Source organism: Streptomyces lavendulae subsp. lavendulae, from assembly GCF_002803845.1.
Classification (GTDB): domain Bacteria; phylum Actinomycetota; class Actinomycetes; order Streptomycetales; family Streptomycetaceae; genus Streptomyces; species Streptomyces lavendulae.
Map to the genome: position 1 here is coordinate 5,799,693 of NZ_CP024985.1, position 16,186 is coordinate 5,815,878.

The 16,186-nt window shown below is 74.6% G+C and carries 15 protein-coding genes; 8 read left to right on the forward strand and 7 right to left on the reverse strand.

Annotated features, from left to right (window positions below):
* Positions 1–27: 27 nt before the first annotated feature.
* The 3 genes from SLAV_RS25835 to SLAV_RS25845 are packed head-to-tail and all read right to left on the reverse strand — an operon-like array spanning position 28 to position 3,099.
* The gene (locus SLAV_RS25835) at positions 28–945 is read right to left on the reverse strand and encodes a heme ABC transporter ATP-binding protein (RefSeq protein ID WP_078950602.1); all 918 of its coding nucleotides are present in this window, start codon (positions 943–945) and stop codon (positions 28–30) included.
* Positions 942–2,075, reverse strand: coding sequence for a FecCD family ABC transporter permease (locus SLAV_RS25840; RefSeq protein WP_051841355.1), 1,134 nt, complete (start codon positions 2,073–2,075; stop codon positions 942–944). Before SLAV_RS25840 ends, SLAV_RS25835 begins: the two co-directional genes overlap by 4 nt.
* A gap of 1 nt (position 2,076) precedes the next feature.
* Entirely contained in the window at positions 2,077–3,099 is a 1,023-nt protein-coding gene (locus SLAV_RS25845) for a heme/hemin ABC transporter substrate-binding protein (protein WP_030238599.1), read from the reverse strand.
* Positions 3,100–3,227: 128 nt separating this feature from the next.
* Here SLAV_RS25845 and SLAV_RS25850 point away from each other — a divergent pair, with 128 nt between their 5' ends.
* The 3 genes from SLAV_RS25850 (at position 3,228) to SLAV_RS25860 (ending at position 6,936) form a co-directional block, all read left to right on the forward strand.
* Positions 3,228–4,682 carry an HtaA domain-containing protein gene (locus tag SLAV_RS25850; protein WP_100660962.1) on the forward strand — a complete coding sequence of 485 codons (1,455 nt, stop codon included), beginning with the start codon at positions 3,228–3,230 and terminating at the stop codon, positions 4,680–4,682.
* A gap of 78 nt (positions 4,683–4,760) precedes the next feature.
* Entirely contained in the window at positions 4,761–6,248 is a 1,488-nt protein-coding gene (locus tag SLAV_RS25855) for an HtaA domain-containing protein (protein ID WP_030238604.1), read from the forward strand.
* Between the two features lie 19 nt (positions 6,249–6,267).
* The gene (locus tag SLAV_RS25860) at positions 6,268–6,936 is read left to right on the forward strand and encodes a PhzF family phenazine biosynthesis protein (RefSeq protein WP_037688498.1); all 669 of its coding nucleotides are present in this window, start codon (positions 6,268–6,270) and stop codon (positions 6,934–6,936) included.
* Positions 6,937–6,990: 54 nt separating this feature from the next.
* Here the strand turns inward: SLAV_RS25860 and SLAV_RS25865 are convergent, their stop codons facing one another.
* Together SLAV_RS25865 and map are read right to left on the reverse strand one after the other, a co-directional pair.
* On the reverse strand, positions 6,991–7,638 hold the full coding sequence (locus SLAV_RS25865) for a biliverdin-producing heme oxygenase (RefSeq protein ID WP_030238607.1): 648 nt from the start codon (positions 7,636–7,638) through the stop codon (positions 6,991–6,993).
* A gap of 138 nt (positions 7,639–7,776) precedes the next feature.
* Positions 7,777–8,634 carry a type I methionyl aminopeptidase gene (gene map / locus SLAV_RS25870; protein ID WP_030238608.1) on the reverse strand — a complete coding sequence of 286 codons (858 nt, stop codon included), beginning with the start codon at positions 8,632–8,634 and terminating at the stop codon, positions 7,777–7,779.
* 59 nt (positions 8,635–8,693) lie between these two features.
* Between map and SLAV_RS25875 the strand changes: the two genes are divergently transcribed.
* Entirely contained in the window at positions 8,694–8,930 is a 237-nt protein-coding gene (locus SLAV_RS25875) for a hypothetical protein (protein WP_030238610.1), read from the forward strand.
* Positions 8,931–8,949: 19 nt separating this feature from the next.
* Here the strand turns inward: SLAV_RS25875 and SLAV_RS25880 are convergent, their stop codons facing one another.
* Positions 8,950–9,555, reverse strand: a complete 606-nt coding sequence (locus tag SLAV_RS25880) for a hypothetical protein (RefSeq protein WP_030238611.1) — start codon at positions 9,553–9,555, stop codon at positions 8,950–8,952.
* Positions 9,556–9,648: 93 nt separating this feature from the next.
* On the opposite strand from SLAV_RS25880, the gene npdG reads away from it, so the two are divergent.
* The 3 genes from npdG to SLAV_RS25895 all read left to right on the forward strand — a co-directional run bounded on the left by npdG (position 9,649) and on the right by SLAV_RS25895 (position 11,845).
* On the forward strand, positions 9,649–10,353 hold the full coding sequence (npdG, locus tag SLAV_RS25885) for an NADPH-dependent F420 reductase (protein ID WP_030238613.1): 705 nt from the start codon (positions 9,649–9,651) through the stop codon (positions 10,351–10,353).
* Positions 10,354–10,479: 126 nt separating this feature from the next.
* Positions 10,480–10,671, forward strand: a complete 192-nt coding sequence (locus tag SLAV_RS25890) for a hypothetical protein (protein ID WP_030238615.1) — start codon at positions 10,480–10,482, stop codon at positions 10,669–10,671.
* A gap of 58 nt (positions 10,672–10,729) precedes the next feature.
* Complete coding sequence (locus SLAV_RS25895) at positions 10,730–11,845, forward strand: MerR family transcriptional regulator (RefSeq protein ID WP_030238618.1); 1,116 nt, start codon at positions 10,730–10,732, stop codon at positions 11,843–11,845.
* Positions 11,846–11,883: 38 nt separating this feature from the next.
* Here SLAV_RS25895 and SLAV_RS25900 read toward each other — a convergent pair whose 3' ends face one another.
* On the reverse strand, positions 11,884–12,687 hold the full coding sequence (locus SLAV_RS25900; protein ID WP_030238620.1) for a site-2 protease family protein: 804 nt from the start codon (positions 12,685–12,687) through the stop codon (positions 11,884–11,886).
* On the opposite strand from SLAV_RS25900, the gene SLAV_RS25905 reads away from it, so the two are divergent.
* The gene (locus tag SLAV_RS25905) at positions 12,686–16,159 is read left to right on the forward strand and encodes an AfsR/SARP family transcriptional regulator (protein WP_208754737.1); all 3,474 of its coding nucleotides are present in this window, start codon (positions 12,686–12,688) and stop codon (positions 16,157–16,159) included. The two genes, SLAV_RS25900 and SLAV_RS25905, sit on opposite strands and share 2 nt — an antisense overlap.
* Positions 16,160–16,186: the final 27 nt, after the last annotated feature.

The following is a 16,186-nucleotide window of genomic DNA, read 5'->3' on the forward strand; positions in this document are numbered from 1 at the left end:
CCCCTCCATGACTGACTCAAGCGGAGGTCAAGCGCTGGTCAAGTCCCCGTCGGCGTTCCGCGGGCCGCAAGGGTTACCGGCCGGTTCTCCCTTGGCCTCCGCCCGTACGGGGACCACCAGCGGGGCCCCGGTGCGGGGGTGCGGGAAGACCTCCACCGGCTGCCGGTAGACCCGGCTCAGCAGCCCGTCCCCGAAGACCTCCGAGGGGGGTCCGGCGGCGGCGATCCGCCCGTCGTGCAGCACGGCGACCCGGTCCGCGTACGCGGCCGCCAGCCCGAGGTCGTGCAGGACGACGACCACCGCGTCCCCGGCCGCGGCCCGCTCCCGGCAGACCCGCAGCACCAGCTCCTGGTGGCGCAGGTCCAGGGCGGCCGTGGGCTCGTCGAGCAGCATCAGCGGAGCCCGCTGGGCCAGTACGCGGGCCAGCGCGACCCGGGCCCGTTCGCCGCCGGAGAGGGCCGAGAAGGGGCGTCCGGCGAAACCGGTCACCTCGGCGGCGGCCATCGCGGCGGCCACCGACTCCTCGTCGGCGTCGGCCAGGGCGGTGCCCGCCCAGGGGGCGCGGCCCATCCGGACCACGTCCGCCACCGGGAACGGGAAGGACAGCGCGGCCGACTGGGGCAGCACCGAGCGGCGCAGGGCCAGTTCGGGCGCCGTCCACCCGGACACCGGGCGCCCGTCGACGTACACGGTCCCGGAGTCCGCGGGCAGATCGGCGGCCAGCGCCCCCAACAGGGTCGACTTCCCGGCGCCGTTGGGGCCGACCAGGGCCAGCACCTCGCCCGCGTACGCGCTCAGCCCGATCCCGGCGAGCACCTCGCGCTCCCCGAGCCGCACGTGCAGGTCCTCCGCCCGGACCAGGACCTCGCCGGGGGCGGGGCGGGCGGGCACGGTGCGCGGGCGGCGGCCGAAGAGGGCGGCCCGGCCGCGGCGGAGGGCGCTCATGCCCAGCCTCCTTGCCTGCGCCGGGTGCGGCGCAGCAGCCAGAAGAAGAACGGACTGCCGATCAGGGCGGTGAGCACGCCGAGGGGCAGCTCGGCGGGCGCGGCGACGGTACGGGCGGCCAGGTCGCCGCCGGCCAGGACCACGGCGCCGGCGAGCGCGCTGCCGGGTACCAGGAAGCGGTGTCCGGGGCCGTTCGCCATCCGCAGCAGGTGCGGGACGAGCAGGCCCACGAAGGTGATGACCCCGGCCACGGCGACGGCGGCCGCCGTCAGCAGGGCCACGACCAGGATCAGGGCCAGGCGCAGCCGCTCCACGTCGATCCCCAGGTGACGGGCCGGGCGTTCGCCGAGCGCGAGGAGGTCGAGGCGGCGGGCGTACAGGGGGGCGGCGATCAGTCCGGCGAGGGCGCAGGGCAGGACGGCGAGCACCTTGGGCCAGGTGGCCTGGGCGAGGGAGCCGAGCTGCCAGAAGGTGATCTGGTTGACCTGGCCGCTGTCGGCGAAGAAGACGAACAGGCCGATCAGGGCGCCCGCGAAGGCGTTGACGGCGATGCCGGTGAGGATCAGGGTGACGACTTCGGTGCGGCCGCCGTTGCGCGAGAGCAGGTAGACGGCGCCGACCGTGAACAGGCCCGCGACGAAGGCGCAGGCGGTGACGGTCCAGTTCCCGAGGAAGCCGAGGCCCAGTCCGATCGCGGCGACCGCGCCCACGGCGGAGCCCGCCGAGATGCCGATCACGCCGGGTTCGGCGAGCGGATTGCCGAACACCCCCTGCATCAGGGCGCCCGCGCAGCCGAGACTGGCGCCGACGAGCACCGCGAGCACGACGCGGGGGAGGCGTACGTTCCACAGGACGCTCTCCCCGACCCGGTCGAGGGGGGCACCGCCGAGGCCCAGGCGGTGCTGGACGGAGGCGAGCACGTCGGCGGTGGGGATGCGGTACGCGCCGACTCCGGCGGAGACCAGGGCGAGCACCAGCAGCACGGTCACCAGCGCGGCGGCGAGCCACAGGGCCCGGCGGGGCCGGCCCGGCCCGGCGGCCCCGCCGGGGGCTCGCGGGGAGGGCGGGGGCGCGGTCCCGGTGTCCCGCGCGGCTGCGCCGCCGCGCGGGGGATCGCAGGGGAGGGTCACGTCAGGCGCCCTTGCCGTAGAGCTGGGCGACCAGGGAGGAGAGCACCTGGTCGGTGCGGGGGCCGTAGTTGAGGAGAACCCCGTCGTCGACGGTGAGCACGCGGCGGTCCATCCCGGCCGGCGTCTGGGCCACGCCCGGGATCTTGACCAGGCCGTCGACGCCGCCGACGGATTCGAGGCCCTTGGTCATGACGAGGATCGCGTCGGGCGCGGCGGCGGCCAGCGCCTCGCTGGTGAGCGGGGTGAAGTCCTTGCCGAGCCCGGACTCCTTGCCGGTGTCCACCGCGCCCGCCGCCTCCAGCAGCGAGGCCGCGCCGGAGTCGGAGCCGCCGAGCAGGTAGACGGACGCGGTGCCGCGCAGGTAGAGGAAGGCCACCCGGGGCTTCTTCGCCGTTCCGGCGGGAACGCCCTTGCGGGCGGCGGCGATCCGGTCGGCGGTGCGGCCGCTGAGCTGCGTGCCCGCCTCCCGCACGCCGAGCGCGGCGGCCACCGCGCCGATCCGCTTCGGCACGTCCTCCAGCGATGTGGCGGCAGCGAGCACCAGGACCGGGATGCCGGCGTCGCGGATCTGCCGGACCGCTTCGGCGGGTCCGGTGGTGGTCTCGGCGAGCACCAGTGTCGGACGCAGCGACAGGACGCTCTCGGCGGAGACGTCGTGACCGCGTGTCACCACGGGCAGGGACGCGGCCTGTTCGAAGGTGGCGGTGATGTCCCGGGCGACGACCTGCCCGCCCAGGCCGAGGGTCTGGACGATCTCGTTGAGGCTGCCGGTCAGCGGGATGATCCGGTCAGCGGAGGTGACGGTGACCTGCGTCCCGTCGGCCGAGGGGACCGTCACCGGCAGCGCGGGGCGCGCGGTGCCGGCCAGCGGTTCCACCCGGTCCGGGAGGACGGCGGCGCCGGGCCGGGCGGGGGAGGAGCCCGCGGGGGCGTCCGTTCCCGCGCAGCCGGTCACGGCCAGTGCCAGGGCCACGACGACGGCGGCGAGGCGGGGGAAGCGCGGTGGCGTGGCGGGCGTGGGCACGAAGGCACCGTCCTGATCGTGCGGGTGGGGGCGGGGAGCGAGGTCGCGTCGACATCGGGGTTCCCCGCTCGACCGGGATAGCTTAGGTTAGCCTAACCTCACTTGCTAGACCCTGGAGGGGGACGTCCATGTCCGCACGACCCACCCGCGCGTTCACCGCGGCCCTGCTGGCGGCCCTGCTGGCGGCCCTGCTGGCGGCCCTGCTCGGGGCCCTGCTCCCGGCCTCCGCCGCCCACGCGGCGAGCCGCACCGTGCAGGGGGGCCGACTCGACTGGGGCGTCAAATCCTCCTTCCAGAGTTATGTCACGGGGCCGGTCGCGAAAGGCGGTTTCAAGCTGAAGGGCGGAGCCGCGACCGTGGGCGGCAGCCTGTTCCGCTTCCACTCGGCGGCCGGCTCCTACGACCCCGACTCCGGTGAGTTCAACGCCTCCTTCTCCGGCGGGGTGAGCTTCCAGGGGCACCAGAAGCCCGACGGCGCGTACGAGCTCGACATGACCGTCAGCCGGCCGACCGTCCGGATTTCCGGCGGTACCGGCACCCTCTACCTCGACGTGTCCAGCAAGGCCAAGGACACCGGCGTGGTCACCGAGGAGTTCCAGGTGCCCTTCGCCACGCTCGCCCTCGGCGGCATCGGCATGAAGGGCGGCGGCTCCCCGATAGCCCTGGCCAACGTGCCCACGACCCTCACGGCCCAGGGCGCCAAGGCCTTCGCCGGCTACTACCAGGCCGGCGCCCCGCTCGACCCCGTATCGCTCTCCGCCGACGTCGTCACCGCCCCGCAGGGCGCCCCGCCCGCCCAGGCCCCGGCGTCCCCGCAGACACCGGGCGCGCCGTCCGAAGCCCCGCAGGGGCAGGGCGCGTTCGCCGACGCCGCCGTGGACTGGGGCGTGCGCCGCACCTTCCGCGAGTACGTGACCGGCTCGATCGGCCAGGGCAAGTGGACGCTCGCCGACGGCGCCCAGGACGGCGGCGCGCTGTTCCGCTTCCCGCGGGGCAAGGGGTCGTACGACGGCCAGAAGGGGTCCCTCGACGCGGCGTTCGCCGGTACGGTCCACTTCACGGGCGCCCATCTCGACCTCACGCTCGGCAAGGTCGGCGTCAAGGTCGAGAACGGCAAGGGCGTCCTGACCGCCGACGTGACCACCGGCGGGGAGACGAAGGGTGCCGTGGCGCTCGTCGCGTTCGACGCCAAGGGCCTGAAGACCGAGGGGAAGCTCGCCACCTTGACCGAAGCCCCGGCCACCCTCACCGAGGGCGGCGCCCAGGCCTTCAACTCCATGTACCGGCCGGGCACCGAGATGGACCCCGTCTCGCTGTCCGTCGCGCTCGACGCGGGCGCCACCCTGCCCGCCCTGCCCGACCTGGGCTCCACGGCCGCCCCCTCGCCCGCACCGCCGGCCGCTTCGGCCTCCGCCCCCGCCTCCCCGGGTCCGGCCGCCGCGGCCGAGCGGTCCTCGTCGGCCGGTGCCTACCTCGGCCTCGCCGCCGCCGCGGTCCTGGTCCTGGCCGGCGCCGGAACGTTCCTGGTGCTGCGCAGGCGCCGCGCGGCAGCGGCCGGCGCGGGGCCCGCCGACACCCCGTAATGCCCCTCCCAGCCCTCCCAGCCCTCCCAGCCCTCCCAGCCCTTCCTTTCCCTCCATGCCTCCAGGGAGTTCCCACCCATGTCGTCCCACCGCCGCCCCGCCTTCCTCGCGGCCGCCGTCCTCACCGCCGCCACCCTCACCGCCGCCGCCTTCGTCATACCCGCCACGGCGGCGGACGCCGTGCCGGCCGCCGGGGCGCCGGCCGCCGCCGCGCCGGTCAAGGTCATCGGCGGCACCCTCGACTGGGGCCTGCTCGCCGACTACCGCGCGTACGTGACGGGCATGGCCAAGGGCACCATCACCGTGGCCGACGGCGCCAAGACCAACGCGGACGGCAGCCTGCAGTTCGGCGAAGCCACCGGCGCCTACGACGAGGCCGCCGGGAACGTGCTGAAGGCCGCCTTCAAGGGCAGCGTCACCTTCTCCTCGCCCGCCCCGCCCGTCGGCCACGGCTTCGAGATCAAGCTCTCGGACTTCCGCATCGACACGGGCACCAAGAAGGTCACCGCCGACGTCACCAAGGGCGGCAGCACCACCCAGGACGTCCCGCTCGCGGACGTCGCCTTCGGCCGGCCGCCGATGGACAGGCTGGCGACCGTCCTCACCAAGGAGACGGCCGACGCGCTGGGTGCGACCCGGTACAACAAGCTGGACGGAGACCCGCTCACCGTCAAGGTCCAGTTCGAGAGCCCCAGCCCCGGCACCTCCCCCAGCACCTCTCCGAAGCCCTCCACCACCGGCGGCACGCCCCCCGCCGACGGGGTGCAGAAGCTCCTCGCGGGCCGGCTGCGCTGGGGCGTGAAGGAGAGCTTGCGCTCGTACGTGACCAGCGTGACCCCGGCGGCCGGGGCCGTGAAGGACGGCGAGAGCTTCTCCTTCGCCTTCGGCAAGGGCGAGCTGGACACCAAGAAGCACAAGCTGAGCGCCTCCTTCGAGGGCAGCCTGCGCTTCCGGCACGCCGACCACGGCATCGACATGACCTTCGCCAACGTGCGCGTCGACACCGAGGGCGACAAGGGCACCCTGGTCCTCGACGTCATCACCCCCGAGGGCGCGAAGACGAACGTCCCCTTCGCCACCCTCAGCCTGCCGAAGGCGGACTACACGACGCAGAACAAGGTGCTGGCCCTGAACGGCGTCCGCGCCGCCCTCACCGCCGAGGGCGCGGCCGCCTTCACGTACAAGGGCGAGCCCATGTACAAGACCGGCGTGCGCATCGACGACGTCAACCTGTCGGTGGGCCTGGACAAGGACGTCCCCCTTCCCTCCACCGGCGGCACCGGAACCACGGGCGGCTCGAACACCACCGGGGGGTCGGGCACCACGGGAGGCAGCACGGGCACCACGACCGGCGGCACCACCACCGGCGGCACGGTCGGCGGCTCCTCCGGCACCGGCGGTTCCACCGGAACCACCGGCTCCTCCGGCGGTTCCGTGGGCGGGAAGCTCGCCTCCACCGGGGCCGAGGTCCCGGCCGGCGCCCTCCTCGGTGCCTCCGGCGCGGTCATCGCCGCCGGCGCCGGTGCCGTGTACGTCGCGCGCCGCCGCCGAACGGCCGGTCACTGACCCGTGCTTGAATGCCCGCGTGAACGATCTGGATGTGATCAAGGTCTTCTGCGCGGGTGACGGCCGGTTCGGCAACCTGCTCGGAGTCGTGCGCGACGGCCGGACCTGCCCCGAGGACGCGGACCGGCAGGCCCTCGCGGCCGAACTGGGCTACAGCGAGACGGTGTTCGTCGACGACCCCGAGCGCGGGGTCGTCGACATCCGCACGCCCGGCACCCGCATGTCCTTCGCGGGCCACCCGCTGGTCGGCGTCGCCTGGCTGCTGGACATCGAGGAACTCCAGCCGCCCGCCGGCTCCGTATGGGCCCGCGACGACGGGGAGTTCACCTGGATCACGGCCCGCCCCGAATGGGTCACGGGCAAGCGCACCGAGCAGTACGCGGACCCCGCCGAGGTCGACGCGCTGCCCGCACCGCCGCCCGGCGAGGGCTGGCTGTACGCGTGGGCCTGGGAGGACGAGGCCGCCGGCCGCATCCGGGCCCGGGGCTTCCCGCGCCGCCCCGACGGGGCCATCACCGAGGACGAGGCCACCGGCTCGGCGGCGATCCTGCTGACGGCCCAGCTCAACCGCGCCCTGAACATCACCCAGGGCGCGGGCTCCCAGATCCTCACCGCGCCGGGCCCCGACGGCACCGTCGAGATCGGCGGCCGCGTCCGCTTCGCGGAGCCCCGGCGGCCCTCCGCCTGACGCGGTGCCCGGCGGGTGCGCCGGGCACCCGCCGGGCACCCGCCGGGGTGCGGGTCAGGCGCTCAGCCGGAACTGCTCGCCCAGCTCCCGGAAGACCGCGCCGTTGAAGTCGAAGGCGCGCTTGCACTCGTCGATGATCCGCTGCTTCTCCAGGTCGTCCGCGGCGATCGCGTCGAGCAGCTCGCGGTAGGTCCGCTTGAAGGCGGCCGGGTTCGCGATGTCCGCGAAGACGTAGAACCGCACGCCGTCGCCCTTGCGCTCGAAGCCCCAGGTGCGCTCCGCCTTGTCCCGGATGATCTGGCCGCCCGAGAGGTCGCCCAGGTAGCGGGTGTAGTGGTGGGCGACGTACCCGCCCGGCCAGGAGGCCGCGCACTCGGCCACGCGGGCCGCGTAGGCCAGGGTCGCGGGCAGCGCCACGACCGACTCGCGCCAGCCGGGGCCCAGCAGGTGCGCCAGGTCCCGCTCGATCTCGGCGACGCGCATCAGCTCGGGCCGGATGAAGGGCCCGGCCACCGGGTCCTCGCGGAGCGCTCCGGCCGCGTCCTCCAGCGCCCGGTACACGAACCACAGCTGCTCGGTGTAGCGGGTGTACGCGTCCACGCCGAGCCGACCGCCGAGCAGGTCGCTCATGAACGTCGAGGTCTCGGCTTCGGTGTGCTGCTCGTGCGAGGCGACACGGATGACCGTGGAGAAGGCGTCCAAGGCGGACCTCCGGAAAGAGGAATCGGGCGCGACGGCACGGTGCCGCCACGCCCGATCTTCCTACTTAGGTTTGCCTAAGTCAATGTGTTCCCGACGCCTTGTCGGTAAAAAACGGCCCGGCCTCGGACCGTCCCCGCGCTAGGGAAGGGTCAGGATCTCCGCCCCCGAGTCCGTCACCACGAGCGTGTGCTCGAACTGCGCGGTGCGCTTGCGGTCCTTCGTGACGACCGTCCAGCCGTCCTCCCACATGTCGTACTCGTGGGTGCCCAGCGTCAGCATCGGCTCGATCGTGAAGGTCATGCCGGGCTCGATGACGGTGGTCGCGTGCGGGCTGTCGTAGTGCGGGACGATCAGGCCGGAGTGGAACGACGAGTTGATCCCGTGCCCGGTGAAGTCGCGGACCACGCCGTACCCGAAGCGCTTCGCGTACGACTCGATGACCCGGCCGATGACGTTGATCTGGCGGCCCGGCTTGACCGCCTTGATCGCCCGGTTCAGGGCCTCGCGGGTGCGCTCCACCAGCAGCCGGGACTCCTCGTCCACCTCGCCGCACAGGTAGGTGGCGTTGTTGTCGCCGTGCACCCCGCCGATGTACGCGGTCACGTCGAGGTTCACGATGTCGCCGTCCTTCAGGACGGTCGAGTCGGGGATCCCGTGGCAGATGACCTCGTTGAGCGAGGAACACAGGGACTTCGGGAAGCCCCGGTACCCCAGCGTCGACGGGTAGGCGCCGTGGTCGCACATGAACTCGTGCGCGACCCGGTCCAGCTCGTCGGTGGTCACCCCCGGGGCGATGTGCTTGGCGGCCTCCTCCATCGCCCTGGCGGCGATCCGGCCGGCGATGCGCATCGCCTCGATGGTCTCGGCCGACTGCACCTCCGGTCCGGTGTACGGAGTGGGCATCGGCTTGCCCACGTACTCGGGCCGGCGGATGTTACCGGGAACGGAACGGACGGGAGAGAGCTCGCCTGGTACGAGCAGCGACTGGCCAGACATGCAAGCGAGTGTATCCAGCGGGTATGGGGCAGCATGGCGGACAGAGGAAGGAGCCGACGATGGCCCTGTTCAAGAAGCGCCAGGTGGGAAAGCCCGGCGAGTGGTACTACTGCCTGGTCCACAAGAAGGTCGAAGAGGGCCCGGAATGTCCGGCCAAGGACCGCTTCGGCCCGTACGCCACGCCCGAGGAGGCGACGCACGCCATGGAGACGGCGCAGGAGCGCAACCTCGAATGGCAGAACGACCCCAAGTGGAACGACAGGACCCGCGAAGAGGAAGAGGGCACGGCCCCCTAGCCGCGGCCCGTTCGTCCCCTCACCAGCGGCTGGGCGGCGGCGCGGTCAGCTGGTCGGCCAGCCGCGCCAGCCGGTCCCGCAGCCGCTGCGGGCCGCGCCGCACCGGCAGGCCGTTCTCCCCGGCCGCGGCGCTGACCAGGTGCTGCACCGTGTCCAGGTCCAGCTCCGCGGTGGCGGCGGGCACCGACAGCGCGTCGTGCGCCAGCGTGCCCAGATCCGGATCCCCGCCGTCCAGGGACAGTACGGTCGCCCCCGCCCGGCGGGCGTCGTGGACCCGCTCCAGCAGCCCGGCGCCCGGCCGCTCCGGCGCCACCACCAGCAGCGTGTGCCCGCGCCGGGCCGCCTCCAGCCGGCCCAGCCCCACCGACAGGTGCGGCGGCGCGTCCGGCCGCACGTGGTGGCGCACCAGCGTCGGCGCCAGCTCCGGCAGCCCCGACCAGGCGGCCTCGTCCACCAGGTGCGCCGCAAGGTGCCAGGGCTCGTACTGCTCGGTGCCCACGAGCAGCAGCGGCCCGCCCGACGGCACCACGGACCGCCGCAGCGAACCGGCGAACCGCCGCGCCTCGCCGGGCCAGTGCGTCCCGGCGAGCACCTCGCGCAGCAGCGCGACCCTCACGGCATCCATGGCGGCATCCTGCACCACCCGGGCGGACACGGGGGGCGTACGGGCACTTCCCACCCCTTCGGACCTGGGGTACTCGGCAGTACCCTCGCCCCCATGACTTCCTCAGACAGCACGCAGAAGCCGCCGGCCAAGGACCCCTGGGACCTGCCGGACGTCTCCGGCCTGGTCGTCGGCGTCCTCGGCGGCACCGGCGACCAGGGCCGCGGCCTCGCCTACCGCCTCGCGCGGGCCGGCCAGAAGGTGATCATCGGCTCCCGCGCCGCCGACCGCGCACGGGCCGCCGCCGACGAGCTCGGACTCGGCGTGGAGGGCGCCGACAACGCCGAGTGCGCCCGCCGCAGCGACATCGTGATCATCGCGGTGCCGTGGGAGGGCCACGCCAAGACCCTCGAAGCCCTCCGCGAGGACCTCGCGGGCAAGCTCGTCGTCGACTGCGTCAACCCGCTCGGCTTCGACAAGCAGGGCGCCTACGCCCTCCGGGTCGAGGAGGGCAGCGCCGCCCAGCAGGCCGCCGCCCTGCTCCCGGACTCCCGCGTCACCGCAGCCTTCCACCACCTCTCCGCGGTCCTCCTCCAGGACGCCTCGGTGGAGGAGATCGACACCGACGTCATGGTCCTCGGCGAGTCCCGCGCCGACACCGACATCGTCCAGGCCCTCGCGGCCCGCATCCCGGGCATGCGCGGCGTCTTCGCGGGCCGGCTGCGCAACGCCCACCAGGTCGAGGCCATGGTCGCCAACCTGATCTCCACCAACCGCCGCTACAAGGCCCACGCGGGCCTGCGCCTCACGGACGTCTGATCCCCGTACCCGTGGCCGCGGCCCCTGCCCCGTCGTCGTCCCGCCCCGCCGGAGCGGGACCCCGACGGGGATGGGGGACACTGGAGGGGTTCGACCCCCTTCCCTGTCGCCGAGGAGCTGTTCCGGATGCCCCGCCTTGCCGTGTTCGCCGTTGTCGTCTGCCTCCTCGCCGTGGCCGCGGCCGTGGTCGCCTTCATGGAGGGCAGCTTCCTCGGGATCGTCTGGGTGCTGCTGGCCGGGCTGACGTCCAACATGGCCTGGTACTACGTGCGCAAGGACAGGGCGGACAAGCAGCGCCGGGCACAGCAGGCCGCCTAGGCCCCCGCCGTCCGGCGGGCTTGACCCTCACGTGGCGTGATGCCGCATCGTCGGGGGCGTGGAAGAGCATCTGACCGTGGGACGTGTCGCCGAGCTGGCCGACGTGAGCGTCCGCACGCTTCATCACTACGACGAGATCGGCCTCGTGCCGTCGTCCGCGCGGACCGCGGCCGGATACCGGGCCTACTCGGCGGGCGACGTGGAGCGGCTGCGGGAGGTGCTCGCCTACCGGCGGCTGGGCTTCGGGCTGCGCGAGATCGCGGATCTCGTCGACGACCCGACCACCGACGCCGTCGCGCACCTGCACCGGCTGCGAGGCCTGCTGCGGGAACAGCGCGACCGCGCCGCCGCCATGGTGACCGCCATAGACGGGGAACTGGAGGCACGGGCGATGGGGATCCGGACGACGCCGGAGGAACAGCTCAAGGTGTTCGGCGCACAGCTGTACGAGACGATCGGGTCCGCGTACCCGGCGACGCGGCGCACCGAGCCGCGGATCGCCGAGAAGATCTGGGAAGCGCTCGGGGACGCCCGGACGGTCCTGAACGTCGGGGCCGGTACCGGCTCCTACGAACCCACCGACCGCGAGGTCACGGCGGTGGAACCGTCGGCGGTCATGCGGGCACAGCGTCCCGCGGGCGCGGCGCCGTGCGTGGCCGCCACCGCGGAGCGGCTCCCCTTCGCGGACCGGTCCTTCGACGCCGCCATGGCCGTCAGCACCGTCCACCACTGGCCGGACCCGGTCGCCGGGCTGCGCGAGATGAAGCGCGTCGCCGACCGCGTGGTGGTGTTCACATACGACGCCGGTTCGCCCGGCTGGCTGGAGCGGTTCTGGCTGACCCGCGACTACCTGCCCGAATTCGGCGACCTCCTCGCCGGCTGGCCCTCGCTCGCCGACATGACCCGCGCGATCGGCGGCCGCGCGGAGCCGGTCCTCATCCCGTGGGACTGCGCCGACGGCTTCTTCGAGGCCCACTGGCGCCGGCCCGAGGCGTACCTGGAGGAACACGTGCGCCGCGCCGTATCGGTGTGGACCAGAGTCGGGCCGGAGGCCGAGGAGCGGGCGGTGAACGGGCTCCGCGAGGACCTCGCCTCCGGCCGCTGGGCCGAGCGCAACCGCGACCTCGTCGCCCTCGACACCGCCGAGTTGGGCCTGCGCCTCATCGTGGCCTGACACCGGCGGGCCGTGGCGGGAGCCGCCACCGGCTCCCGCTACTGCGCGCCGTCGACCGTGCAGAGGCCGTTCGGGTCCTGCCAGAAGCGGTACAGGTCGTGGCCGCAGTACGTCTCCAGCTCCGAGACGCCCAGACCGCGCAGGATCCCGTCCACCGCGCCGAAGAAGAAGGCGTTCACCTCCGGGATCCACAGCAGCGCGAACACCCCGATCAGCGCGAAGGGCGCCAGCGGCGCCAGTTCGCGGCGGGCCCGGTGCGAGAGCCAGGGCTCGATCACCCCGTAGCCGTCCAGCCCCGGGACCGGCAGGAAGTTCAGGATCGCCGCCGAGACCTGGAGCAGCGCCAGGAACGCCAGCGCGAAGCGGAACGTGAACGGGACCCCGTCGAGGGCGTCCAGCCAGAACGGCGCCGTGCAGACGGCCGCGAACAGCACGTTCGTCAGCGGCCCCGCGGCCGAGACCAGGCTGTGGTTCCAGCGGCCCCGGATCCGGTCCCGCTCGATGTACACCGCCCCGCCGGGCAGGCCCAGCCCGCCCAGGATCACGAACACCACCGGCAGCACGATGCTGAGCATCGCGTGCGTGTACTTCAGGGGGTTCAGCGTCAGGTAGCCCTTCGCGCCGACCGTGATGTCCCCGCCGTGCAGGGCGGTGCGGGCGTGCGCGTACTCGTGCAGGCACAGCGAGACGACCCACGCCGACGTCACGAACAGGAACACCGCCAGCCCCGGGCTGGCGGCGTACCCGGTCCACACCGCCCAGCCGGTGACCGCCATGACGGCGGCGATGCCGAGGAATACGGAACTGATCTGCCGCTCGCCGCGGCTCCCCTGGTGACCCATGCGGCGAAACCTATCCCGGCGACCGGACGGCCCGGGCCGCGGGGCCGGGGACAATGGGCCGGTGCGCTACGCGATCCTCGGTACCACCCAGGCCTCCCACGACGACGGGACCACCGTCGCCGTCGGCGGCGCGCGCCTGCGGGCGCTCCTGACCGCGCTCGCCCTGCGCCCGGGGCGGGCGGTACCGGCCGCGCTGCTCGTCGGCGAGGTCTGGGACGCCGACCCCCCGGCCGAGCCGGTGCCCGCGCTCCAGGCGCTGGTGGGCCGGCTGCGGCGGACGCTGGGGCACGCCGCCGTGCGCTCGGGCCCCGGCGGCTACCTGCTGGACGCGCAGCGCGAGGACGTCGACGCCTTCCGCTTCGAACGGCTCGTCCGGGCCGCCGCCGAGGCCCCGGACCCGGCCGGGGCGGCGGCCCTGTACGACGAGGCCCTCGCACTGTGGCGGGGCCCGGCGCTGGCCTCGCTGCCCGAGGCGGCGGCGGAGGCCGCGCGCTGGGAAGCCGTACGGATGGACGCGCGCCGGGGCCGCCTCGGCGCGGCCCTGGCGCTGGGCGAGGCGGAGGCGGCCCTGCCGGAGCTGGCCGAACTGTGCGCCCGGCAGCCCCTGGACGAGCCGTTGCAGGTGCTGCGGATCAGGGCCCTGCGGGCGGTGGGCCGGCCCGCGCAGGCACTGGCCGCCTACGAGGCCGTCCGCCGGGACCTGTCGGCCCGCCTGGGCACCGACCCGGGCCCCCAGCTCCGCGCCCTCCACGCGGAACTCCTCACCCCAGCCCCCGCACCCCCCGCGGCAGGCACCCCGGCCTGGGACCACCCGGCCCCGGACCCCGCCCGCGCGCCGGACCAGGTCGCGCCCCCGACCGCGGGCGCTCCCGCCCCGGTCCGGGTGCCGCAGGCCGCAGCTCCGGCCGCGGCCGCCGAGACCACCGGGGCCCCGGCCCCCGTCGGGAACCTGCGGGTGCGGCTCACCTCCTTCGTCGGGCGGGAGGGGGACATCCGGGTGCTCGGGGAGGATCTCGGGCGGGCCCGGCTCGTCACGCTCCTCGGGCCCGGCGGGGCCGGCAAGACGCGGCTGTCGCAGGAGGCCGCCGAATGGCACGCCCCCCGCTCCGGGGCCTGGCCCGACGGGGTGTGGCTCGTCGAACTGGCGCCCGTGGACGACCCCGAGGACGTCGCCGAAGCCGCCCTCGCCGCGCTCGGTGCACGCGAGACGAAGCTGCGCGGCGCCGCCGCCGAGGAACTGCGCGCGCTCACCGACCGCACCGGGGACGCCCCGCTCGACCGGCTCGCCGAACACTGCTCCCGCCGCCGGCTCCTGCTGCTCCTGGACAACTGCGAGCACGTCGTCGGCGCCGCCGCCGAACTCGCGGAACGCCTGCTGACCCACTGCCCCGGCGTGCAGATCCTCGCCACCAGCCGCGAACCCCTCGGCGTGCCCGGCGAGTTCCTGCGCCCCGTCGAACCACTGCCCGACCCCGTCGCCCTCTCGCTCCTCGACGACCGCGGCGCCGCCGTACGGCCGGGGTTCAGCGTCGCCGAGGACCCGGAGGCCGCGGCCGAGATCTGCCGGCGCCTCGACGGCCTGCCGCTGGCCATCGAACTGGCCGCGGCCCGGCTGCGGCTGCTCACCCCGCGCCAGATCGCCGACCGGCTCGACGACCGCTTCCGCCTCCTCACCGGCGGAGCCCGCACCGTCCTGCCCCGCCAGCAGACCCTGCGCGCGGTCGTCGACTGGTCCTGGGACCTCCTCGACGCCTCCGAACGGGCCGTCCTCGCCCGCCTGTCGGTCTTCGCCGGCGGCTGCGACCTGGCCGCCGCCGAAGCCGTCTGCGTCGAGCCGCAGGACCCCCTCGACGTCGCCGACGTCCTCGGTTCCCTCGTCGACAAGTCCCTCGTCGTCGCCGAACCCGACGAGGGGGCCGGCGGAATGCGCTACCGCCTCCTGGAGACCGTCGCCGAGTACGCCACCGAACGCCTCGACGCGTCCGACGACGACCGCCCCGCCACCGAGCGCCGTCACCTCGTCCACTACCGCGAACTCGCCCGCGCCGCCGAGCCCCTGCTCCGCGGCCACGGCCAGCGCGCCGCCACCGAGCGGATCGGCACCGAGTACGAGAACATCCGTACCGCCCTGCGTTGCGCCGTCGCCGCCCGCGACGCCGACGAGGTGCTCTGCCTCGTCCACTCCCTGAGCTGGTACTGGCACATGCACGACCTGCGCGCCGAGTCCCGCCACTGGGCCGAGGCCGCCGCCGCCCTGGGCCCCGACCCCTTCACGGCGCCCGTGACCCCCGCCGAGCCCGTCTACGAGCAGCTCGTCGCCTCGCCCCCGCCCTACTCCGGCGAGCTGCTCGCCGAGGCCTGGCGGGCCCTGCACCTGTTGCGGCTGGCCTCCTGGGACCAGACCAGCGCGGGCTGGGACACCCCCGAGACCCGCGCCCAGGTCGACGGGGTACTCGCCGCCTACCGGCCCGGACTCCCGCAGACCTGCCGCACCCCCGGCTCCCTGTGGATCTACGCCGTCATGATCGCGGGAGACCCGGCGCTGCTCCAGCGCGTCATCGACGAGACCGTCGCCACCGCCCGCGCGCTCGGCTACCGCTGGGAACTGGCCACCGCCCTCCAGCTCCGCGCCAACATCCTCGCCAACCGCGCCGACTGGGCGGGCGACGCCACCCGCGACGCCGAGGAGAGCCTGGTCCTCTTCCGGGAACTCGGCGACGCCTGGGGCTGCGCCGAGGCGCTCTCCGCGCGGGCCGAGGCCCTGGAGAAGCGCGGCGCGTACGCCCCGGCCGGGCAGTGCTACCGGGAGGCGGTCGCCTACGCCGAACGCCTCGGCGCCAAGGCGCAGGTGACGGTCCTGCGGGTGCGGATGGCCGGCGTGCTCGCCGAGGGCGGCCGGACCGAGGAGGCCGAGGAGATCCTCGGCGGGATCCTCGCCACGGCGCAGACCTACGGCAACGAGGCCATGCCCGCCGCCCGGATGTTCCTCGCCGGCATCCTCGGCCGCACGGGCCGGATCCCCGAGGCGCGGGCACAGCTGCAGTTCCTGCGGGAGGAGTTCGCCTTCGGGGCCTTCGCCGTCTTCGACGGGTTCCTGCTCGGCACCATGGCCTGGCTCGACAACCAGGAGGGCCAGCACGAGGAGGCCCTCGTACGGCTACGCCGGGCCATGGAGACGGTGGTGGACCCGATGGCCCGCCTGATGGCCCCGCAGATGCCGGCCGTGTACCTGCTGACGGCCGCCCTCGCCCGGGCCGCGCTCGGCGGCCCCGCGGGCGCGTACGACGCCGCGCGGCTGACCGGGGCCTACCGGGCGCTGCTGCCGCCCGAGCACTTCAGCGTCTCCACCGAACGCGAGGACGCCGCCCGCGTCGAGGAGCTGGCGCGGGCGGAGCTGGGGGACGCCGGGTACGAGGCCGCGTACGCCGAAGGCGGCGGCCTCACCCTGGAGGAGGCCACCGCCCTCATCTGATCCCCCGCCGTCCCCCGTGGGGTCCGT

Excerpts from the sequence above, each read along its gene's own strand:
- SLAV_RS25835 (WP_078950602.1), bottom strand. The coding sequence starts at position 945 with ATGAGCGCCCTCCGCCGCGGCCGGGCCGCCCTCTTCGGCCGCCGCCCG.
- SLAV_RS25850 (WP_100660962.1), top strand. The coding sequence starts at position 3,228 with ATGTCCGCACGACCCACCCGCGCGTTCACCGCGGCCCTGCTGGCGGCC.
- SLAV_RS25855 (WP_030238604.1), top strand. The coding sequence starts at position 4,761 with ATGTCGTCCCACCGCCGCCCCGCCTTCCTCGCGGCCGCCGTCCTCACC.
- map (WP_030238608.1), bottom strand. The coding sequence starts at position 8,634 with ATGTCTGGCCAGTCGCTGCTCGTACCAGGCGAGCTCTCTCCCGTCCGT.
- SLAV_RS25875 (WP_030238610.1), top strand. The coding sequence starts at position 8,694 with ATGGCCCTGTTCAAGAAGCGCCAGGTGGGAAAGCCCGGCGAGTGGTAC.
- SLAV_RS25880 (WP_030238611.1), bottom strand. The coding sequence starts at position 9,555 with ATGGATGCCGTGAGGGTCGCGCTGCTGCGCGAGGTGCTCGCCGGGACG.
- npdG (WP_030238613.1), top strand. The coding sequence starts at position 9,649 with ATGACTTCCTCAGACAGCACGCAGAAGCCGCCGGCCAAGGACCCCTGG.
- SLAV_RS25890 (WP_030238615.1), top strand. The coding sequence starts at position 10,480 with ATGCCCCGCCTTGCCGTGTTCGCCGTTGTCGTCTGCCTCCTCGCCGTG.
- SLAV_RS25905 (WP_208754737.1), top strand. The coding sequence starts at position 12,686 with ATGCGGCGAAACCTATCCCGGCGACCGGACGGCCCGGGCCGCGGGGCC.
- SLAV_RS25900 (WP_030238620.1), bottom strand. The coding sequence starts at position 12,687 with ATGGGTCACCAGGGGAGCCGCGGCGAGCGGCAGATCAGTTCCGTATTC.